The sequence below is a fragment of the Cobetia sp. 5-11-6-3 genome (genome assembly GCF_013374055.1).
In the GTDB taxonomy this organism is placed as follows: Bacteria; Pseudomonadota; Gammaproteobacteria; order Pseudomonadales; family Halomonadaceae; genus Cobetia; species Cobetia marina.
In genome coordinates this window covers 250586-272310 of record NZ_BLWJ01000008.1, presented here as the reverse complement: position 1 = coordinate 272310, position 21725 = coordinate 250586, and the positions used below count along the sequence as shown (strand labels likewise).

Below are 21725 nucleotides of genomic sequence, written 5' to 3'. Positions count from 1 at the left end.
GGCGGCTCACTGGCCAGGAATGCACTCTCGCATCCGTTGATTACCCCGTCTGGGAGGATTGTCATTGAAGTCGTTCACCGCTACCTCGCCCCGTACCGCCGGCCTGATGGTCTCGGCCCTCATGGCCACCCTGCTGAGCAGCGCCTCCGTCAGTGCCGCTGAAGTGCCGGAAGCACTGCTCAAGGCCGCCCAGACAGAAGGCCGCGTCGACAGCGTCGGCATGCCGGACAGCTGGGCCAACTGGAAGGACACCTGGGCAGACCTCGAGTCGAAGTATTCCATCGCGCACAGCGATACCGACATGAGCTCCGCCGAGGAAGTCGCCAAGTTCAAGGCCGAAGGCGAAAACGCCACGGCAGATATCGGTGACGTGGGCTTCGCCTTCGGCCCCATCGCGGTCAAGCAGGGCGTGACTCAAGCCTACAAGCCGACCACCTGGGACGAGATCCCCGACTGGGCCAAGGATGAAGATGGTGAGTGGATGCTGGGCTACACCGGCACCATTTCCCTGATGATCAACAAGACACTCGTCAGTGAAGATCAGCGCCCCGCTTCCTTCGCGGATCTCGCCAATGGTGATTACAAGGTCTCCGTCGGCGCGGTCGGCAAGGCGTCCCAGGCCAACAACGCCATCCTGGCCGCAGCCTTCGCCAATGGCGGCAGCGAGTCAGACCTGACGCCGGGTCTGGAAGTGTTCGCCGAACTGGCCCGCCAGGGACGCCTGTCACTGGCCGAGCCGAGCATCGCCAACCTGGAGAAGGGCGAGGTGGAGGTCGCACTGCTGTGGGATTTCAACGCGCTCAACTATCGCGATCAGATCAACCGCGACACCTTCGAGGTGGTCATCCCCTCGGATGCCTCCGTTACCTCGGGCTACGCCACCATCATCAACAAGCATGCCGCTCACCCGAACGCCGCCAAGCTGGCGCGTGAGTACATCCTGTCAGATGCCGGCCAGCTGAACCTGGCGGCAGGTTACGCCCGCCCGATCCGCGCCGAGCACCTGACCCTGCCGGAAGACATCGCCGCCAAGCTGCTGCCCAACGAGCAGTACGCCAATGCCCGCCCGGTACAGGACTTCGCCGGCTGGGAAGCCAGTGCCCGACAGCTGCCGCGTCAGTGGCAGTCCCAGGTACTGATCCACCAGCAGTGACCCCCGGCCTCTGTCCAGAGCGGATAGAGCGCGCACCACCCTGACAGACGGCACCGTCCACACGGTGCCGTCTTGAGCTTCACGGAGTCTTCATGTCCCAGCGTGTCATTCTTGTCGTGCTCGATGGCCTCAACCATGCAGTGGGCCGGCATGCCATGGGCTATCTGAGCGCCCTGGTCGAGGCCGGTCGCGGGCAGTACCAGTCGCTGGAGTGCGAACTGCCAGCGATGTCGCGACCGCTCTATGAGTGCCTGCTGACCGGTGATCTGCCCGTCGACTCCGGCATCGTCAACAATGGCATCGTGCGACGCTCGCGTGGCGTGAGCCTGTTCGATCTCGCCAGTCAGCAGGGCCGACGCACCGCGGCAGCCGCCTATCACTGGGTCAGCGAACTCTACGTCGCCGCCCCCTTCGTGCCAGCCAGACACCGGCTGCTCGACAATCCCGAATCCGCCATCCAGGCGGGGATCTTCTACTGGCAGGATCACTACCCGGATGACCACGTCTTCAGCGATGCCGAGATGCTGAGACTGCGTCACGACCCGGACTTCCTGCTGGTGCACAGCATGAACATCGATGACGCCGGCCATCGCCACGGCGGTGAGTCCGCGCAATATCGCAATGCGGCGCGTCATGCCGATGTCGCCTTGGCCGACTACCTACCCTGCTGGCTGGAGGCCGGCTATCAGGTGATGGTCACCGCCGATCACGGCATGAACGCCGACCGCTCCCATTCCGGGCTTCTCGAAGAAGAGCGCCGAGTGCCGCTCTGGACCTTCGGCAGCGCCTTCGCCCGCAGCCCCGCCCGCAACCTTCGCCAGCGCGAGCTCTGCGGCACCCTGGCAAGCGTGCTGGGGCTGGAGCACGACAAGGCCAGCAACACATCCCTGCTGGCAGGCCCTGGAGGGGACGCGTGATGCCGACATTCCTCAGGCGAGTGCTGACCAGTCCCGCGATGTGGCTGCTGCCCTTCGCCATCCTTTTCTTCGCCTTCCAGATCGCCCCGCTGATCTGGGTGATGATCAGCGCCTTCAAGACCCCCGCAGGCTGGGGGCTGGCCAATTTTCAGGAAATCGCCACCTCCCCCTTCTTCCGCCAGGCCATCGGCCGCAGTCTCGAGATCTCGCTGATGTCCAGCGTGCTGGGACTGGCGATCGCCGCCGTGACCTGTCACAGCATGCACCGCTGCGGGCCGGGCCTGACGCGCGCGATGATCGCCTTCACCAACATGACCAGCAACTTCGCCGGCGTGCCGCTGGCCTTCGCCTTCATCATCCTGATGGGGGCCAACGGCATGCTGACCTTGATGCTGGAGCGCCTGGGCATCATCGATGACTTCAATCTCTATTCACGCACCGGCCTGATCGTCATCTACACCTGGTTCCAGATCCCGCTGGGCATCCTGCTGCTCTACCCGGCCTTCAGCACGCTCAAGGGCGAGTGGCGCGAAGCCGCCAGCCTGCTCGGTGCCAACCGCCTGGCCTACTGGCAGCACATCGGCCTGCCCGTTCTCTGGCCGTCGCTGGCCGGCACGCTCACCGTACTGTTCGCCAATGCCATGGGCGCCTATGCCACCGTCTATGCGCTGGTGAACACCAGCTACAACCTGATGACCATCCGCATCGCCAATCTGGTCTCCGGCGACCTCTTCCTGCAGCCGGAACTGGCCAGCGCACTGGCGATGGTACTGGTGGTCATTCTCGTCATCGTCACGCTGATCCAGCAGTGGCTCATGCGCAGGAGCTACCATGTCACTTCCCGCTGAACTGCCGTATCGCCATGGCAAGCCGTTGCTGCCCAGCCTGATGGCGCGTCTGCGCGGGCTCAATCCCTACAGCGTGGTGGTGGGCAGCGTGTTCACGCTGCTGGCACTGCCGCTGGTGGCCACGCTGTTCTACGCCCTTGCCACCCGCTGGGGCGCCAGCCTCACGCCCGATGGCCTGACGGTGAAGTGGTTTCTGGAGCTGTGGACCACCCCCCGTTTTCTCGCCGCATTCGGGCGCTCCCTGCTGGTCGCCGTCGGCGCCCTGATCCTGTCACTGCTGTTGATCGTGCCGGTGGTCTTCCTGGCCCATACCCGCTATCCGCGTCTGGATGGCTGGATGAATGGCCTGATCCTGCTGCCCTTCGCCGTGCCACCCATCGTGTCCTCGGTCGGTCTGCTGCAGCTGTATGCCGGCGGCCCCCTGCCGATCATCGGCACGCCCTGGATCCTGATTCCCACCTATTTCACCATCGTGCTGCCCTTCATGTACCGAGCGCTGGCCAACAGCCTGCGGGCACTGGATGTGGCATCGCTGATGGAAGCCGCCCAGTTGCTGGGCGCCAGCCCGCTGCAGGCCTTCTTCCAGGTGGTCCTGCCCAATATCCGGGTCGGCATCCAGATCGCCGTCTTCCTGGCCTTCTCGTTTCTGGCCGGTGAATTCGTGTTCGCCAACATGCTGGTCGGCACCCGTTTCGAGACGCTGCAGGTCTACCTGAACAACATTCGCGGGGCCAGCGGCCACTTCACCAGCGCGCTGGTCATCACGCTGTTCGTGTTCACCCTGATCCTGACCTGGCTGGGCAACCGCCAGCCCGCCGAGCAGGCGATGCCGGAAGATGACCCCGAGGAGGCGCTGGCCACCGCCATGACGGAAGGTCTGCCCGCCACGCCCGCGAAAGCTGGCCCTGCCGCCCCCCATTCCCGTACCGATTCACGAGGGCACCGCTGATGCTTGCCACCGATATCCCGCAGACCCACTCTCGCCACGACAGCGATGGCCTGCTGACCAGCGCGTTGCGTGAACAGGCCGCCGACCAGCAGTACCTGACGCTCAAGGGCCTGGCCAAGCGTTTCGGCAAGACGCGCGTGTTCTCCGACATCGATGCCGAGATCGCCCGTGGCGAGTTCATCACCCTGCTCGGGCCCTCTGGCTGCGGAAAATCCACCCTGCTGCGCGCCATTGCCGGGCTCAACGACGTGGACAGCGGCGAGATCATCGTCGATGGTCACGACATCACCCGTCTGCCGCCCCAGCGGCGCGGCATCGGCATGGTCTTCCAGCACTATGCGCTGTTCCCCAACATGCGCGTGGCGGACAACGTCGCCTTCGGCCTGCGCATGAAGAAGGTGCGCCCCGAGGAGCGCGAGCGCCGCGTCACCGAAGTGCTGCGACTGGTGGAGCTGACCGACCAGGCACAGCGCTATCCACATCAGCTGTCTGGTGGCCAGCGACAACGCGTGGCACTGGCGCGCGCGCTGGTGGTCGAGCCCCAGATCCTGCTGCTCGATGAGCCGCTCTCGGCGCTGGATGCGCGCATCCGCCGTCATCTGCGCGATCAGATACGCGACATCCAGAAGAGCCTCGGCCTCACCACCCTGTTCGTCACCCACGATCAGGAAGAGGCCTTGCTGCTCTCGGATCGCATCTTCCTGATGCACCAAGGCAGCATTCTCCAGCAGGGCAACGCAGCATCGCTCTACACCCGACCGGTAGACGCCACGGCCGCAGGCTTCATGGGCCATTACAATCTGATCGGCAGCGAGCTTGCCCGGCCCCTGCTCGGCTACCTGTGCGATAGCCCGCAGGTCGCATTGCGGCCGGAGGCGCTCTATCTGCAGCCGGATGAGATGACACGCCCCCTCCTCCCCGGGCACCTGGAGGCTGGCCTCGACTTCCCGCTCCAGCCATTGCCGACCAATGTAGGGCCAGCGCTGCCCGGCGTCATCCTGCGCCATCAATTGCTGGGCAACATCGTGCGCTACGAGGTGGATTGTCAGGGACTGCGTCTCAACGTCGATGTGCTCAACCGCAGTGCCCGCCAGCTGCTACCCGACCATCTGCGCGTACAGGTGCATGCCGATCTCGACGAAGTCCAGGCGCTGGGCACGCACGACACTGGCGACAGGTCACGGGTGGCAAATGGGTGAAATGCACATGAGTGAAGTGCCTGGGGGGGAAGTGCGCGGGCTGGCCATCTTCGATCTCGATGACACCCTGCTGGATGGCGACGCCACAGGACTGTGGACCGAGTGGCTGATCCAGCTGGGCTGGATCACGGACCCCGAGCGATACCGCGCCATCTGGACGCAGCAGATGGCAGACTACGCCGCGGGTCGACTCGACATGGAAGCGCACCTGAGCCATCTGCTCTCCCCGCTGGCCGGTCGCACCGTCAGTGAGGTCGAGGCCGAGGTGGGCACCTTCCTCGATACCGAACTGCTGCCGCGCCTCTACCGTGAGGGTCGCGAGCGCATCGCCTGGCATCGTGATCAGGGCCATCAGGTCGTGATCATCTCGGCCTCGACAGCCCAGCTGGTGGCACCGCTGGCAGAGCGACTGGCATTGGATGCCGCGCTGGCGACTCGCCTGGAGGTCAAGGATGGCTGCTACACGGGACGCGCCCGGGGCATCCGTACCTTCCGCGATGGCAAGCTTGCGGCCTTGACGCACTGGCTGGCAGAGCATCTCGGCCCCGGTGGACACAACCTCCCCACCTGGGGCTATTCGGATTCACGCAATGATCTGGCGTTGCTGGAGTTCGTCGATCATCCGCATGCGGTCTGTGCCGACCCGACCCTGGAAGCCATCGCCACGCAGCGCCACTGGCCGCGCCTGCGTTGGCAAGGTTACGACTGAGGGACTGAGCGCTTTCACTCCCGAAACAGGCGACGACTGACGCAAAAAAAGGCACTCTATGCCCAAGACGAAAGGCAAAGGAAGCCGCAACATGGCAGAGGTCAGGGTCAGTCGGACCGCAAGGGTCCCGGATCCATTACGCGTCAGGCGTTATCACAAGGCACCGGAGGTCGGGCCCCGTGTGCTGTTCTTCAGCGGCGGCACGGCGCTGACGGGCATCTCGCGCACCCTGACGCGCTATACCCATCACAGCATCCATCTGGTGACGCCCTTTGATTCCGGTGGCAGCTCCGCCAAGCTGCGTGACGCCTTCTCGATGCCGGCCATCGGCGACCTTCGCTCACGCCTGATGGCGCTGGCCGATGACAGCGTGCTGGGGCACCCGGAGATCTACCGGTTGTTCACGCACCGTCTGCCAGCCGAAGCACGCCCGGAGATGCTGCAGGCCACCCTGCGGGAACTGGCGGCGGGCCGTCATCCGCTCAGCATGGCCGTGGCGGAGCCCATGCGCACGCTCATCTGTCATCAGCTGGGCTTTCTGATCGAGGCCATGCCGGCAGGCTTCGATCTGCGCGGCGCCAGCATCGGCAATCTGATCATCGCCGGCGGCTACCTGAACCATCATGAGCAGCTGGACCAGATCATCTTCCTGTTCTCCAAGCTGGTGCATGTACGCGGGACGGTGCGCGCCATCATCAATGCCGACTGCCATCTGGCCGTCACCCTGGAAGATGGGCGCAGAATCATCGGCCAGCACCAGATCACCGGCAAGGAAGTCGCGCCACTGGAGAGCCCGATCGCGCGCATCCAGCTGGTCGAGGCCAGCGCGAAGGCCAGTCCAAAAGCCAGTCCAAAGGCCAGTGCCAAGGACAATACGACGGACAGCACCACAGAGCGAGACACGCACAATGACGCCGGTGCCATCGTGCCCGTGCGGCCTGCGCTGCACCTCAACAACCGTCAGCTGATCGATTCCGCGGAACTGATCTGCTTTCCGCCGGGCAGTTTCTACTCCAGCGTCATCGCCAACCTGCTGCCCAGCGGGGTGGGACGCGCGATACTGGCCAACCCCTGTCCCAAGGTCTACATCCCCAACTGCAGTCCGGACCCGGAGCAGACCGGCAAGACACTCGAGCAACTGGTCGCGACCCTGATCGAGACCCTGTGTGCGGACCTGGATGTCTCGCGCAACGACTGCCCCAACGAGCATCTGCTCAACATCGTGCTGCTGGACAGTCAGCGTGGCGACTACCCCGGCGGCGTCTCTGTCCCCGCGCTGGAGCGCATGGGACTGACCGTGATCGACACTCGCCTGATCAGCGAGCAGAGCGCGCCCTACTACGACAATGAACTGCTGGTCACCGCCCTGCTGTCACTGGTGTGACGACCGCCACGCGCCGCCTGGCATGACGACCGCCTCGTATGAACAGAACGCCCCCGTCTGCCAGCTGGCAGACGGGGGCGTTCGTTTTCAGGCTGTGCTCTGCACGGGAGGCCAGGCTTACAGCACCCCACGTACCACCCCGAGAATCACCATCGCCAGCACCAGCTTCCAGGGTGCCAGCGCGAAGCGGGTCAGCGCGATGAAGGCCGCCAGCGCGATGACGACGTCCAGATGACTCAGCACACTGGTGGTCCACAAGGGGTCATACAGCGCCATGCCCAGCACGCCGACGACCGCCGCATTGGCGCCCGCGAGCGCAGCGCGTGCTGCGGGCCGTGTACGCAGGCGTCCCCACAGGGGTGCCACGCCGATCAACAGCAGAATCCCCGGCAGGAAGAGACTCAACAGCGCAATGATGGCGCCGAGCACTGCCGAATCCCCGCCCACCTGGGCCATGCCCGCTCCCAGCCAGGCGGCGAAGGTGAACAGTGGCCCCGGCACCGCCTGCGCGGCCCCATAGCCGGTGAGAAAGGTATCGGCCGCGATACGCCCCGTCTCGACGGTGGAGGCCTCCAGCAGCGGCAGCACCACATGCCCGCCCCCGAATACCAGCGCCCCGGCACGGTAGAAGATCTCGACCAGACTGCCGGAGGCCAGCAGCGGCAGCGCGATCAACAGCGCGAAGAAGGCGATCAGACAGGCGCGAGCCAGGCGCGTCGAGACCGGCAGCGACAGCCCCGCTGCCCCCGCCTGCTGGCCAACAAGGGCCGCACTGTCATCACGACACAGCAGGCTGCCAAGCAGCGCGCCCAGCGCGATCACTCCGACCTGCGTCCAGGCGACCTGCGCCCAGGCGCTCTGCGCCAGCGCCAGGCCCAGCATGGCCAACAGCGCCAGCCCGGCGCGCCGTCGGTCCGGGCACAGCGTGCGCGCCATGCCCCAGATCGCCTGGGCAACGACCGCCACCGCCACCAGCTTCAAGGCGTGGATCACCCCGGAAGCCAGCGGCCCTTCGAGGCTGGCCGCCACCAGCGCCAATGCCAGCAGGGCCAGCGCAGACGGCAAGGTGAAGCCGACCCAGGCAAGCACCCCACCCATCACTCCGCCACCACGCACCATGCCCAGTGCAAAGCCGACCTGACTGCTGGCCGGCCCCGGCAGGAACTGGCACAGCGCGACCAGCTCGGCGTAGGCCGTATCACTCAGCCAGCCGCGCCGGCGGACCAGCTCCGCGTGGAAGTAGCCCAGGTGCGCGATCGGCCCGCCGAAGCTGGTCAGCCCCAGCGTGAGGAAGGTGAGCAGCACGTCCCGATATCGCTCGCGAGAGGATACGGCGGTCACACCGTCGGCCTCGTGCGGCGCCTGCCTGGTTGAAACACGATCGTGACTGGATGACATGTGGCGTCTCTATAGAAGGTGGCGCTGGGTGCATGGACAGGCGTCGGGGGATCAGGAAGTGATCCCTCAGGCGACACCTTGCAAGGTACTCAGGTACTCAGGTACTCAGGTACTCAGGTACTCAGGTACTGCCGGCAGGCGAATCGGACGTTGCGTGTGACACCTGCGGCAAGGCAAGGGCCATCACGGCACTCGCCGCCACCAATCCGGCCGACCACCACAGGCAGGCTTCCAGCCCATAGGCCTGATAGAGCCAACCGGACAGCAAGGTGCCCAACAGACGCCCCATGGCGTTGGCCATGTAATAGAAGCCGACATCCATCGACACGCCTTCACTGCGCGCGAAGCGCACGATCAGATAGCTGTGCCAGCTGGAATTGACCGCAAAGACGGCCCCGAACACCAACAGGCCGATGATCAACCATTCCAGTGGCGCCAACCCCAACAGGATGGCACCACTGATATCGGCCGCCTGAGGCGCATCCAGCGGCAGGCTGGCCATCAGCGCCGGCAGCAGGGCCAGGCCGGCCGCCAGCGACACCGTGACCCAGCGGACGCCGTTGGCGCCGTTCAAGCGCCGCGAGAGCGGACCGGTGATGCGCGGCGCCTGGGTCTGGACACCGCCATAGCCGATCACCCAGGCGGCCATGAGCACGCCGACCGTCCAGAAATGCCAGCCATGCACCTCGGCCAGATAGACCGGCAAGGCCACCACGAACCAGACGTCACGTGCCGAGAACAGGCACATGCGCGCCGCCGAGAGCACATTGACCGCCCGCGAGGTCGAGAACATCTCACGGAATGCCGGCTTGCGACTGGCCTTGCTCTGCCCCAGTGATGCCGACAGCTTGCGCAGTGACAGCACCAGCACGCCTGCCAGCATCAGCCACATGGCCATGACGGTGCCCTGGAAGCCGATGAGACTGAGCGCCGCCCCGCCCAGGAAGAAGCCCAGTCCCTTGAGTGCATTCTTGGAGCCGGTGAGCAACGCGACCCAGCGATACAGCGCGCTCTGCGATTCCTCCACCGGCTGCCCCTTGGGCACCAGCACCTTGATGGCGCTCTTGGCGCTCATCTTGTTGAGGTCCTTGGCGATGCCGGACAGCGCCTGGGCGATCATCACCCAGATGACCGTCAGCATGGGTTCCGGCACCAGCAGCATGCCGAGCGCCACCAGCTGCATCGCAAGCCCCGCATTCATGGTGCGATTGAGCCCGAGCCGTGCCCCGAGCCAGCCGCCGACCAGATTGGTGACGACACCGAAGGCCTCGTAGAACAGGAACAGCATCGCCACGTCCAGCGCCGAATAGCCCAGCGAGTGGAAGTGCAGCACCACCAGCATGCGCAGCGCGCCATCGGTCAACGTGAAGGCCCAGTAGTTGCCGGTCACCAGCAGGTACTGGCGCACCTCATGGGGCAGCTCTTGCAGGCGGGCAAGCATGTCAGCGCTCCTGTGTGCTGGCGTCGGTCAGATCACCCAGGCCGACTTTCAGTGCCAGTTCCGCGGTGCGATTGGCGTAGCCCCATTCGTTGTCGTACCAGGCGTACAGCTTGAGCTGGGTCCCCGCGACCACCATGGTCGAGAGCGCATCGATGATGCTGGAGCGGGAATCGGTACGGAAATCGATCGACACCAGCGGGCGTGTCTCATACCCCAGCACCCCGGAAAGCTCGCCTTTTGCCGCAGTTTGCAGCGCCTGGTTGACCTCCTCCACCGTCACTTCGCGATCGAGCTCGAACACCATGTCGGTGAGAGAGGCATTGGCCAGCGGCACGCGAATGGCGTGGCCGTTCAGGCGGCCTTCCAGCTCCGGGAAGATGGCGCTGATCGCCTTGGCGGAGCCGGTGGTCGTCGGAATCAGGCTCATGCCGCAGGCCCGCGCACGGCGCAGATCCTTGTGCGGCGCATCCAGAATCGTCTGGGTATTGGTGATGTCGTGCACGGTGGTCATGGAACCATGGCGAATGCCGAACTGCTCTTGAATCACCTTGATCACTGGCGCCAGACAGTTGGTGGTACAGCTGGCCGCCGTCACGATGCGATGCGTTTGGGCATCATAGAGATGATCGTTCACGCCCATGACGATATTGAGTACGCCCGCTTCCTTGACCGGCGCGGAGACCACGACACGCGCCACGCCCTGTTCAAGATAGGCATTGAGCACCTCGGTGCTCTTCTTCTTGCCGGAGGCCTCGATTACCACATCGCAGCCCGACCAGTCGGTATCGCCGATCTCACGCTGGCTGGAGAACGTCGTGCGCTGACCATCGATGATGATGCTCTCATCGTCACTGGTGATTCCCACGCCCGGCGACCACTGGCCATGTACGGAATCGAATTCCAGCAGATGGGCGAAAGTTGCGGCATCGCCACCCGGGTCATTGATGCGTACCACGTCCAGCGCGACATCCTCGCGCAGCTTCCACAGCGCGCGCAGCGCAAGCCGGCCGATACGGCCGAAGCCATTGATGCCGATACGCAGAGGTGGCAGGCCAGCGGGCAGCGTCAGTGAAGCGCTGTAGGACGGAGCATCATGAGCAGGCATCGTAATTTCCTCGTGAGGGTCAAGGTAGGATCAGGGGTGTGACGTGTTTCAGGCGGGGGGCTGGGCAGACGCCCTCCTGCCTGCGATGGATATTGGCAGGAGCGTCAACTGGCGCAGCGCTCGGGACGATTGGGCATGGCCGCCAGCCACTGACGCCAGCGCGCCACCTCCTCCTGCTGTGCCTCGCAGGCCGCCATCAGGATGGCGTGCCGCCAGCCCTGCATGGCGGGGCTCAGCCGGTAATACACCCACTGGCCGCGTCGCTCGCTGCTCAAGAGTCCGCAGTCGCGCAGCTGTGCGAGATGGCGCGAGACCTTGGGCTGCGAGATACCGGGGCGCTCTCCACCTGCGTGGGGCGTCTCGTGTGCCGGCATGTCCTGCTCACGCTGCTCCAGCAGCCAGATCAGCTCGCAGACACACAATTCTCCCGTCTCGCTCAGCAATTGCATGATGGTCAAGCGGGTATCTTCGGCCAGACATTTGAATATCCCCAACGGGGTCAGGGAAGCGGCAGCGCCATCCTCCAGCGCCGCATCGCGACTTGACGACTTCATGACAGCTTCCTTGGGCAGAGTGCGAGAGACGCGAGATCGGTGACGATCTGATATATGGAAAATCATATATACGTTTTTCCATATATCAAGTGACATTCTCATGTCAGCCGCGTGACGGCGTGCATGTCTCACTGATGTCACACGCTGACGTCACTCGCTGGCGTCACTCGCCTGGCTCGTTCGGTATCAGAACAGAACAGAAGAGAAGAGAAGAGAAGACAGGCGGAAAATCCTCCTCGCCAGCGGTCGCCGCAAGCCCTCACTGTTGCTTGATCGGCACGCATATGTTTCTGCTGACATGAGAGAATGCGCTTGCGAACGAAAGTCCCGGGGCGTTAGTGTGTGCCCATCCGGCACGTGCGGTGCCAATCTGAATCACGCATCCTCAGGGATGCACAGGAGAGTCAAATGGCTGATTTTGCGCAAGTGGTAGACAGCAACTACACCCAGGAAGTCATCGAGAGCGAGCAGCCGGTGCTGGTGAAGTTCTGGGCGCCGTGGTGCGGCCCGTGCAAGATGCTCGACCCGATCGTCGAATCCATCGCCGAAGAACAGGGTGACGCCCTCAAGGTCGTTGCCATCAATGTCGACGATGCACCGGATCTCGCTGCGCAGAACGGCGTCCGCGGCCTGCCGACCATCGCCCTGTTCAAGTCCGGCGAGAAGATCGAAGCCCTGACCGGCGTGCAGCCGAAGGAAAACTTCGATGCCATGATCGCGCGTCACGCCTGATCACATCAGCGCCGGATCTTCCCGGCCTCGAAAACGCCCTCTCGCAGGGCGTTTTTTTTGGACAGCACTGTGACTTGCGTTACCCTACCTGTCTGATTTCATTGATAATTGTAGGCGATGAAACATGCCGTCTCCCGAAACGAGACGCTGAAGACGACCGTCACAACCGCCTCACCAGACAAGGAAGCATTGATGCACAACGCCGTCCGTTCGACCCGATATCTGGGCGTGTTCGCCCTGCTCTCAGGCCTGCTGACGGGCTGCGCCACCGGCCATTCCACCCTGCCCGCCACCACCTCGTCACTCAAACCCGGCCCGGCCTACGGTGAGATGCGCTCGGTGGCCGTGATGCAGATACGTCCCGGCAACGTCGCCGTGACACCCGCTGGACGAGTCTTCGCGACCATCCACCCGATGGATGGCGATCACGACGTGCAGCTGGTCGAGATCACCGGACAGAACAGCTATCGTGCCTGGCCCTCACCCGCCTTCCAGACCCACGCCGGCCGCTACAGCGACGCCACCATCGACTCCCCGCTGGGCATCTATCAGGACGGCCAGGGAGGCCTTTGGATCACCGACATGGGCCTGCATCTGGGCAAGACCCGCCTGTGGGGCTTCGACATTGCCTCGGGCAAGCTGATCACCAAGCTGACCCTGCCCACTGATATCGCCCCTGAAGGCAGCTTCGTGCAGGACCTGGCAGTGGATCGCAGTCGTGGCGTGGCGTATCTGGCCGATATCGCCAACCCGGGCCTGATCACCGTCGATCTGGCCTCCGGCGAGGCGTCCCGATTCAGCCAACACGCCGCGCTGCAAGCCGAGCCAGACGCCACCCTGAAGATCGATGGCCGTGACATCCCGTTCAATGGCAAGCCTGCCAAGGTGGGCGTTGACCCGATCACCCTGTCCGATGACGGCGAGACGGTCTTCTTCGGTGCCATGACCGGCCACAGCTGGTACAGCGTCCCGGCCAGACTGCTGCGTGAAGGTGCCGATCACGACACCATTGCCGCCGCCATCACGCGCGTCGGCGACAAGCCCATCTCGGACGGTGCGGATACCGCCGGGGGCATCCACTACTTCACCAACCTCAATCAGCATGGGCTGGATGTGCTGGGGGCGGACGGCAAACTGACGCCGCTGGTCCGCGACGAGCGCCTCGACTGGCCGGATGGCGTGCGCATGGCCGCTGACGGCTGGCTGTATGTCACCGTCAATCAGCTGGACAGCACGCCGCCCTTCGCAGGCGGAGAGGACGAGGGCCAGCCGCCCTACCATATCTACAAGGTCTGGCCGACGGACGACTGAGCCAGCAGCCTCTCGACACGACAACGCCCGTGCTCCTTCAGTGGAGTGCGGGCGTTGTCATGTTGGTCCCCTGAACGGCGGAGGCCATGTCCACACGCGCATATTTTCAATAATCACAAAGGTCTTTTGCGAATCACTCCGTTTATCGCAAAACTCAACCACGGCAGACTGCACAGCATCCAAGACCCACCCATTGCTGATGGAGAACTGCCATGCCTCTTGCCCTGCTGGCGCTGACGTTGAGCGCCTTTGCCATCGGGACCACCGAATTCGTGATCGTCGGACTGGTGCCTACCATCGCTCAGGATCTGAGCGTCTCTCTGCCTTCCGCTGGCCTGCTGGTCAGCCTGTATGCCGTCGGTGTCGCCATCGGTGCCCCCGTGCTGACCGCCCTGACCGGCCGCTTCAATCGCAAGCTGGTGCTGCTGGGACTGATGGCGCTGTTCATCGCCGGCAACCTGCTGGCCTGGCAGGCACCCAGCTACAGCTCGCTGATCACGGCGCGCATCCTGACTGGCCTGGCCCACGGGGTGTTCTTCTCCATCGGCTCCACCATCGCGACAAGCCTGGTGAGCAAGGACAAGGAAGCCAGTGCGATCGCCATCATGTTCACCGGCCTGACCGTGGCACTGGTCACCGGCGTGCCGCTGGGCACCTGGATCGGTCAGCACTTCGGCTGGCGCGCCACCTTCCTCGTGGTCTCGGTGCTCGGCGTGCTGGCATTGATCGGCAGCGCCATCCTGGTGCCCAACAATCTCAAGAAGAACGTACCGGCCACCTTCGCCCAACAGCTCAAGGTGCTGACCCATCCGCGCCTGCTGCTGGTCTACCTGATCACCATTCTCGGCTACGGCGGCACCTTCACGGCCTTCACCTATCTGGCTCCGCTGCTGCAGGACGTCAGTGGCTTCAATGAAGGCGCCATCAGTCTGATCATGCTGGTCTACGGCGTCTCGGTGGCCATCGGCAACATCCAGGGCGGCAAGCTGGCTGACCGCATGGGCCCGATTCGCGCCCTGACCCTGATCTTCGGTGGCCTGATCGTCATCCTCGGCGTGCTGACCTTCACTGCCGCCAACCCGATCACGGCCGTGATCACCATCCTGATCTGGGGTGCCTTCGCCTTCGGCAACGTGCCGGGACTGCAGGTCTACGTCGTGCAGCAGGCCGAACGCTTCGTGCCGCAGGCCGTTGACGTGGCTTCCGGCCTCAACATCGCGGCCTTCAACATCGGCATCGCGCTGGGCTCCATCGTCGGCGGCCAGGTGGTCTCCGGGATGGCCCTGACCGACACCGCCTGGATCGGCGCGCTGATCGTCACCGCCGCCCTGCTGCTGACCCTGCTGGCCGGTCGCCTCGACAAGCGTCACGCGTCTTCCATCGCGACCGCCTGATCCGCCCTGCAGCCTACCGCCATCACGACGTGCCCTCGATTCCGACAGCTCAGCCTGCTGGCTCGGGGGCACTGTCGTCTACCCACCTGCTTGCTGAAGGAGTCCACCATGATCTCCCCGACCCGCCCGCTGGATCGCCTCACCCAGGGCCCCCTGACCCTCGGCGTCGAACTGCCCCTGGACAATGACTGGGTGCGCACTGACAGAGCCCCCTCCACACCCTTCGGCGTCCCTGACATGCGCGCCCATGCCGAGCTGATCGGCCAGGTCGACAGACTCGGCTTCCGCGCCGCCTGGCTGCGTGACGTGCCGCTGTTTGACCCCGCCTTCGGCGATGCCGGCCAGGTCTTCGAGCTGTTCACCTATCTGGGCTATCTGGCCAGTCACACCGACAACCTGCTGCTGGGCACCGCCGCCGCGGTGCTGCCGCTGCGCCAGCCGTGGCTGGTGAGAAAGGCCGCCGCCAGCGTGCAGGCCCTGAGCGGAGACCGCCTGCTGCTGGGCGTCGCCAGTGGCGACCGACCGGCGGAATACCCGCTGTTCGGTGAGGAGTTCACCACCCGCGGTGCCGCCTTTCGCCATGCGGTGGACGTCATCAAGGGCCAGGCGGATGACGCCTTGCGCGACGGTCAGGCCATCCTGCCTGCCGCGACGCGTCCGCCGCTGTTGAGTGCCGGGCTCTCCCAGCAGACGCCCGAGTGGATCGGTCGCGAGATGGACGGCTGGCTGGCCTACCCGGGCACGCCACAGGATCACATCCGTCGCGTGGCGCTCTGGCGTCAGGTCGCCGGCGACAAGCCCTACGTCAGTTTCATCCACCTCAATCTGGAAGACGACCCTCACGCCCCGGTGCGTCGTCATCGCTTCGGGTTGTCGAGTGGCCGCCTTGCCCTCATGGAAGAACTGTCAGCCATGCAGGATGCCGGAGTGAATCACATCGGCTTCCATCTGCGTCGCAATCGCCGCCCGCTCACGGAAACCCTCGAGGAACTGGGCCGTGAGGTACTGCCGCACTTTTCATGAGGGCTGACGGGTCGCACTGACCTGCCCCCACCATGGCGGAAAGGATTCACCGTTCATGCTTGAAGGAGATCCCATGTCAGATTCCACGGAAAGCACCACCCCGCAAGACATCCGTCACGGCACCACCCGAGCGCCCGCCTGGGTATGGCAGGGGCCGGGAGAGCCTGAGGCGCTCGAGCAGACAGAGGTGGACATCGGCGCACCGGGAGATGACGAGGTACTGGTCGCCACGCGTGCCATCGGCCTCAATCCCGTCGACTGGAAGTTCATGGCGATGGACAGCGAGCTGTGGCAAGCCGGTCAGATTCCCGGGGTCGATGCCTCGGGTGAGGTGATCGCCTGCGGCGCGAATGTCTCCCACGTCTCCCCCGGAGACCGCATCGCGGTCCACACCACCCTGGCGGGGCCGGGGACCTTCAGCAAGCGTCTGCGCGTACCGGCGCGGGCCGTGATGCGCCTGCCCGTTACCCTGGGCTTCAATGACGCCGCCGCCTTCCCCTGCCCGGCGCTGACCGCATGGCTCGCCATCGAGAAGCTGCCCGTCAAGGCCGGGCGACGCCTGCTGATCACCGGTGCCTCCGGCAGCGTGGGCCGCTGGCTGATCCAGCTGGCCCGACAGCGCGACTTCCACGTCTTCGCCGTCGCCTCCGAGAAGCGCCACGCGGACCTCAAGGTGCTGGGCGCCGACGAGACCCTGACGGACGCCGAGCAGCTGGACGCCCCGGTCTACGCCGTGATCGATACCGTCAATGGGGATCACGCCCGCAAGATGACCCGCCACCTGGGGGCCAACGGCCATATCGTCTGTATCCAGGACCGTCTGGAGCAGGCGGCCGCGCCGGCCTTCGATCGCGCCATCTCGCAACACGAAGTCGCACTCGGGGCACTGCACTGGGCGGGTGACGATGAGGACTGGGCACGCCTGGTCACGGCGGGGGAAGGTCTGCTCGAAGCAATCGCCGATGGCACCCTGAACCAGCCGGCGCCCTGCATCGAATCATTCACGGCGCTGCCGGCTTGCCTTGCCGAGCTGAAGCGTGGCGAACGCCGAGCGCTGAAATTCGTGATCACGGCCAACGAATGAGCGGAAAGGCAGAAGGCACGCGGCCTGGTTGCGATTGTTGCGACAGTGGCACAGGACTGATGCAGCGTCGCGTGGTTGTCATGTCGCTGATCAAGCCCCAGTCATGAGGGGAACACACATGGATACGCGCCCTTCACTGCACCAGACATCGGGCGCGCTCAACAGGAGTTATTGCATGTCGACTACCCTACCGAATCCCGGCTTTGGCACCTTCCGTCTCGAGGGCGAGACGCTGCGTGACAGCTTGAATACCGCACTGGACACCGGCTATCGCCACATCGATACCGCCCAGTTCTATGGCAACGAAGCGGAAGTCGGACAGATCATCGCCGACAGCAAGGTGCCGCGCGAAGAGCTCTTCATCACCACCAAGATCTGGCACGACCGCCTGGTGCCGGGTGACATGGAGAAAAGTGTCGAGGAGAGCCTGGAACGCCTGCAGACCGATCACGTCGACCTGCTGCTCATCCATTGGCCGTCGCCGAACGATGAAGTGCCGATGGAAGATTACCTGCCGGTACTGGCCAAGCTGAAGGCAGCGGGCAAGGCGCGCCACATCGGGGTGTCCAACTTCACCTGCGAACAGCTGGAACGTGCCGTGGGCATCGTGGGGCGTGACGAGCTGCTCACCAACCAGGTCGAGGTCCACCCGTTCCTGCAAAACCGCAAGGTGATCGACAAGTGCCACGAGCTGGGCATCGAAGTCACTGCCTTCATGCCGCTGGCAGTCGGCAAGGTGATGGACGATGACACCCTCAAGGCCATCGCCGAACGTCATGACGCCAGCCCGGCGCAGATCGCCCTGGCATGGCTCAAGATGCAGGACATTGTCACCTTCCCGTCCTCCACCAAGGCGAAGAACATCAAGAGCAACTTCGAGGCGTTCTCCATGTCACTGACCGGTGAAGACATGGCTAAGATCGCCGAGCTGGATCGCGGTGAGCGCATCGCCAACCCGGACTTCGCCCCTGACTGGGACTGATGCCCCTCAGGCCTGTGCCTGATGCCGCGTCAGAGAAATGAAAAGGCCTCCCTCGGGAGGCCTTTTGCATTGCTGTCCAAGGATACTGGCCGACAGACTTCGACGCCGCGGCCGGCAATCTCTCAATCCTTTAGCCGCCAGACCCGAGTGATGCTCTGCGTACCGGGACGCGGCGATGCCAGGTCATGCTCATGCAGCAGATAGATCACCGTACGCGCCTTGAACCAGCCCTCCAGACGCTGTGCCATGCGCTGTGCCGTGCGCGCATCCAGCCCGGAGAAGGGTTCATCCAGAATCAGCAGCCCCGGATCCGTCAGTACCAGGCGCGCCAGCCCCAGGCGCCGCGCCTGCCCGCCCGAGACCTGCCGACCGCCCTCACCCACTCGGGTGGCGAGGCCCTGGGGCAATTGCGCCACCCATTCGGCGAGATCCACCGCCTCCAGTGCCTGCCAGACATCCTCATCACTGGCCTGACGCGCACCCAGCCGCAGGTTGTCGGCAAGGCTGGCATCCAGCAATTCCACCTGTTGGGTCAGGCATCCCACGGCATGGGCCAGTGACTCGGGCGAGCAGGCGTCGATGGGCTGTCCGTTGAGCGTGATGCTGCCGCTCTGCAGCCGGGTCTGGCCAGTCAGCAAGGCCGCCAGCGTGGACTTGCCGGAGCCGGAAGCACCGCAGATGGCCATCTGGGTGCCGGGGGTGATCTCGAGGGTCATCTCGTCAAGCGCCTCGAACCAGGCACCGGGATAGCGCCACGACACCTGCTGGATCTGCACCTGCACGGCACCGCTGGCCAGGGTCTGCCGACCTTCCAGCGGCCGCGTGGCGGAGGACAGCTCATTGAGTCGCTCGGCAGCGCCCAGGGTAGCACCGGCCTGAGTGAAGGCCGCCGGCAATCCCGCCAGCCCCTCACTCAAGGCCATGGCCGCCAGCGGCAGCATGACCATCACCGCCGGTGTCAGTCGCTCATCCGTCATTCCCTGCATGGCGGACGCCAGCAACAGCAACCACGACAGACCGATCACCAGACTGGCCAGGCCATTGCCGATGGCCGTGATCACCGCCAGTCGCCACTGATCTCTCAACAGGCAGGTCTCGATCTCATCCAGGCGCTGACGGGCACTGCCCAGCGCCGCATAGGCCTCAAGCTCCGCCTGACCACGCAACGTCTCCATCAGCGCCGAGCGCAACGACTCCAATGTCGTGACGCGCCGCCGACTGGCCGCCAGCCCCCAGCGCGCCTGCCCCAGCGTCAGCCAGGCCCAGCCCAGCAACAGGAACCCCGCCAGCCACGCCGCCGTTGTCGGCAGCCAGACAGCGACCAGCGCCACCAGCACCGCGATCAGACCCAGCGCCATCAGTGGCGGAGCCGCCAGGCGCAGGTAGAGCGCATCCAGGGTGTCGATATCCGCGGTGAGGCGATTGAGCCAGTCACTGGAACGCCGCGCCGCTACCCGCGCGGGGTCCATCGTCACCAGTGCGGCGAAGGCCGTGCCGCGCAGGCTGGCCAGCAGACGCAGGATGGTGTCGTGGTTGTAGAGCCGTTCCAGATAGCGCGACACGGTGCGCGAGACGGCGAACAGCCGAATGCCGCTGCCCGGGGTGTAGACATCCAGCGTCATGCCCGCACCGGCGGCCAGCGCAGCCCCCGTCAGGGCGGAGGCGGTGATGAACCAGCCGGAGACCGCCAGCAGGCCGAGCGCCGAACAGGCCGTCAGCATCATCAGCACCACGCCGAGTATCAGACGGCGACGGTATTGATCATGCAGGCGCCACCAGGGGGCCAGACGCGTGAGCGCCTCGCGCAGGGTCACGCCGTCAGTCTCGGGATGCGTCACGCTCGTCCTCCTGTTGGCTTGTCGCCGTGGCTGTCATTGGCAGGATTCTCCCCTCCTCCAGCACCAGATGGCGCGTCGCCATGGCAATCAGCGCCGGATGGTGGGTCGCGATCACCAGGGTCCGCCCTTGAGCGCTCAGCCACTCGAAGCCCGCGATCAGATAACGTTCCGTCTCGGCATCCAGACTGGCGGTGGGCTCATCGAGCAGCACCAGCGAGGCATCGCTCAGAAACACCCGCGCCAGCGCCAGCCGCTGTGCCTGCCCACCGGACAGCCCGCGCCCGCCTTCGCCGAGCGGTGTCGCGATGCCTTGCGGCAAGGCGGCAAGCTCGGCCTTGAGCCCTGCGCGCTCAAGCGCGGTGATGATCTCGGCGTCACTGGCCTGCGGCGCGGTGATACGCAGATTGTCGGCGAGACTGCCCTGCATCAGCAGCGGACGTTGATCCATCCAGGCCAGACGCGTGGCGGGGGCTAGCTGACGCTGCCCGCTGTCCGGTGCGACGAACCCGGCCATCACCTGAAGCAGCGTCGACTTGCCCGCCCCGGAGGCCCCGCTGACGACCAGCACCTCGCCCTGCCTCAGCGCCAGCTCCAGCGGGCCCAGTACCTGCCCGCGCTCAGGGTGGCTCAGACAGACATCCGTCAGACACATCACCTCGCCCGTCGCGTCTGGGCGGGTATCGGCGTGGCGAGGCGACGCCATGTCGGCAGCCTCGAGAATCTCCATCAGCGTCTCGGAGGCGGCCAGCGCCGAGGCGCGGTCATGGTAGAACTGGGACAGGGTTCTCAGCGGCTGGAAGAACTCGGGGGCCAGCAGCAGGATCACCAGCGCACTGAAGAGGGTCAGCTCATCGGCCGGCCCGATGGGAATGTCACCAAGCAGGCCGAAGCCGATGTAGATGGCGACCACGGCGATGGACACCGAGGCAAAGAACTCCAGCACCGCGGATGACAGGAAGGCGAGCCGCAAGGTGCGCAGGCTGCGCTTGCGGTAGTCATCGGCCACCAGCGTCACCTCGCGGGTCGCCAGCTCCCCCAGCCCGAACAGGCGCAGGGTGGTGATGGCGCGCACGCGATCCACGAAGTGGCGCGACAGCCGCGCGACCGCCTGGAACTGGTCACGATTGAGCGACTCGGCCCCCATGCCGACCAGCGCCATGAACAGCGGTATCAGTGGCGCGGTCAGCGCCAGCAGGATGGCCGCCAGCCAGTCCAGACTGACCACGATGGCCAGAATCAGCAGCGGCGTGATCACCACCAGACGCATCTGCACATGAAAGCGCGCGAAGTAGCCTTCCAGGGCTTCCACCTGCTCCACCCAGCGCTGGGCGAGATCGGCGCTGTGATACTGGGCGGCGCGCACCGGCCCCAGCGTCTCGAGTGCCGTCAGTACCTCGCCACGAATGGCCTGTCGCAGTCGCTGGCTGGCACGCTGGGCCAGCAGCTCCTGACCACCACTCGCCAGCACCCGCGCACCCAGCAACCCCAGCAGGCCGACGAAGGGCCACCACAGCGCCCCCAATGACTCGGGATGCTCGATGGCTTCGGTGATCACCCAGGCCGTCAGTACCAGCTGGGCGACCGTCAGGATACCCGCCACGACCCCGGACAAGGCCGCAAACCCAAGCAGGCGACGCTCTCGCGTCGCCTGCTGTCGGAGCCATCTGCCTGCCTGGCGTCGTTCCCGGGTGCCCCGGTCAGCCT

At 65.0% G+C, this 21725-nt stretch carries 19 protein-coding genes; 13 read left to right on the top strand and 6 right to left on the bottom strand.

The features are described 5' to 3' along the window. Positions 1-64: 64 nt before the first annotated feature. The 7 genes from HXS66_RS14280 to HXS66_RS14250 all read left to right on the top strand — a co-directional run bounded on the left by HXS66_RS14280 (position 65) and on the right by HXS66_RS14250 (position 7159). Positions 65-1153 (top strand): ABC transporter substrate-binding protein, encoded by a 1089-nt coding sequence (locus tag HXS66_RS14280; RefSeq protein WP_255303281.1) that lies wholly within the window; start codon positions 65-67, stop codon positions 1151-1153. A gap of 92 nt (positions 1154-1245) precedes the next feature. Next, positions 1246-2070: an alkaline phosphatase family protein gene (locus tag HXS66_RS14275; protein WP_084208519.1), complete on the top strand. Its 825-nt coding sequence runs from the start codon at positions 1246-1248 to the stop codon at positions 2068-2070. Continuing rightward, a complete protein-coding gene (locus HXS66_RS14270) occupies positions 2070-2918 on the top strand; it encodes an ABC transporter permease subunit (protein WP_176494211.1) in 849 nt (282 codons plus the stop codon). Before HXS66_RS14275 ends, HXS66_RS14270 begins: the two co-directional genes overlap by 1 nt. Further along, positions 2902-3867, top strand: a complete 966-nt coding sequence (locus tag HXS66_RS14265; RefSeq protein ID WP_218015083.1) for an ABC transporter permease — start codon at positions 2902-2904, stop codon at positions 3865-3867. Before HXS66_RS14270 ends, HXS66_RS14265 begins: the two co-directional genes overlap by 17 nt. After that, positions 3867-5066, top strand: coding sequence for an ABC transporter ATP-binding protein (locus HXS66_RS14260; RefSeq protein ID WP_176503906.1), 1200 nt, complete (start codon positions 3867-3869; stop codon positions 5064-5066). Before HXS66_RS14265 ends, HXS66_RS14260 begins: the two co-directional genes overlap by 1 nt. A 7-nt stretch (positions 5067-5073) precedes the next feature. Then, positions 5074-5775 carry an HAD family phosphatase gene (locus HXS66_RS14255; RefSeq protein WP_176494063.1) on the top strand — a complete coding sequence of 234 codons (702 nt, stop codon included), beginning with the start codon at positions 5074-5076 and terminating at the stop codon, positions 5773-5775. Between the two features lie 91 nt (positions 5776-5866). Beyond that, the gene (locus HXS66_RS14250) at positions 5867-7159 is read left to right on the top strand and encodes a GAK system CofD-like protein (RefSeq protein WP_176503905.1); all 1293 of its coding nucleotides are present in this window, start codon (positions 5867-5869) and stop codon (positions 7157-7159) included. Positions 7160-7276: 117 nt separating this feature from the next. On the opposite strand, the gene chrA is transcribed toward HXS66_RS14250, so the two are convergent. From chrA to HXS66_RS14230, 4 genes are all read right to left on the bottom strand, one after another. Continuing rightward, entirely contained in the window at positions 7277-8557 is a 1281-nt protein-coding gene (gene chrA / locus HXS66_RS14245; protein ID WP_176503904.1) for a chromate efflux transporter, read from the bottom strand. 121 nt (positions 8558-8678) lie between these two features. Beyond that, positions 8679-9998, bottom strand: coding sequence for an organoarsenical effux MFS transporter ArsJ (gene arsJ, locus HXS66_RS14240; RefSeq protein ID WP_176503903.1), 1320 nt, complete (start codon positions 9996-9998; stop codon positions 8679-8681). A gap of 1 nt (position 9999) precedes the next feature. After that, the gene (locus HXS66_RS14235) at positions 10000-11103 is read right to left on the bottom strand and encodes an ArsJ-associated glyceraldehyde-3-phosphate dehydrogenase (RefSeq protein ID WP_176503902.1); all 1104 of its coding nucleotides are present in this window, start codon (positions 11101-11103) and stop codon (positions 10000-10002) included. A gap of 104 nt (positions 11104-11207) precedes the next feature. Then, on the bottom strand, positions 11208-11657 hold the full coding sequence (locus HXS66_RS14230) for an ArsR family transcriptional regulator (protein ID WP_176503901.1): 450 nt from the start codon (positions 11655-11657) through the stop codon (positions 11208-11210). Between the two features lie 408 nt (positions 11658-12065). On the opposite strand from HXS66_RS14230, the gene trxA reads away from it, so the two are divergent. From trxA to dkgB, 6 genes are all read left to right on the top strand, one after another. Beyond that, positions 12066-12389 (top strand): thioredoxin, encoded by a 324-nt coding sequence (gene trxA / locus HXS66_RS14225; RefSeq protein WP_077375765.1) that lies wholly within the window; start codon positions 12066-12068, stop codon positions 12387-12389. 192 nt (positions 12390-12581) lie between these two features. Beyond that, positions 12582-13700 (top strand): L-dopachrome tautomerase-related protein, encoded by a 1119-nt coding sequence (locus HXS66_RS14220; RefSeq protein WP_176503900.1) that lies wholly within the window; start codon positions 12582-12584, stop codon positions 13698-13700. A 212-nt stretch (positions 13701-13912) separates the two neighbouring features. Beyond that, positions 13913-15094 (top strand): MFS transporter, encoded by a 1182-nt coding sequence (locus HXS66_RS14215; protein ID WP_024952175.1) that lies wholly within the window; start codon positions 13913-13915, stop codon positions 15092-15094. A gap of 108 nt (positions 15095-15202) precedes the next feature. Next, positions 15203-16117, top strand: coding sequence for a TIGR03571 family LLM class oxidoreductase (locus HXS66_RS14210; protein WP_176503899.1), 915 nt, complete (start codon positions 15203-15205; stop codon positions 16115-16117). Positions 16118-16190: 73 nt separating this feature from the next. Continuing rightward, positions 16191-17201 (top strand): alcohol dehydrogenase catalytic domain-containing protein, encoded by a 1011-nt coding sequence (locus tag HXS66_RS14205; protein WP_176503898.1) that lies wholly within the window; start codon positions 16191-16193, stop codon positions 17199-17201. 175 nt (positions 17202-17376) lie between these two features. Further along, positions 17377-18183: a 2,5-didehydrogluconate reductase DkgB gene (gene dkgB, locus HXS66_RS14200; protein ID WP_141392489.1), complete on the top strand. Its 807-nt coding sequence runs from the start codon at positions 17377-17379 to the stop codon at positions 18181-18183. Positions 18184-18305: 122 nt separating this feature from the next. Here the strand turns inward: dkgB and cydC are convergent, their stop codons facing one another. Both cydC and cydD read right to left on the bottom strand, forming a co-directional pair. Beyond that, a complete protein-coding gene (gene cydC, locus HXS66_RS14195) occupies positions 18306-20021 on the bottom strand; it encodes a thiol reductant ABC exporter subunit CydC (protein ID WP_255303279.1) in 1716 nt (571 codons plus the stop codon). Beyond that, positions 20002-21651, bottom strand: a complete 1650-nt coding sequence (gene cydD, locus HXS66_RS14190) for a thiol reductant ABC exporter subunit CydD (protein WP_255303287.1) — start codon at positions 21649-21651, stop codon at positions 20002-20004. The genes cydC and cydD overlap by 20 nt, the downstream gene beginning before the upstream one ends. Positions 21652-21725: the final 74 nt, after the last annotated feature.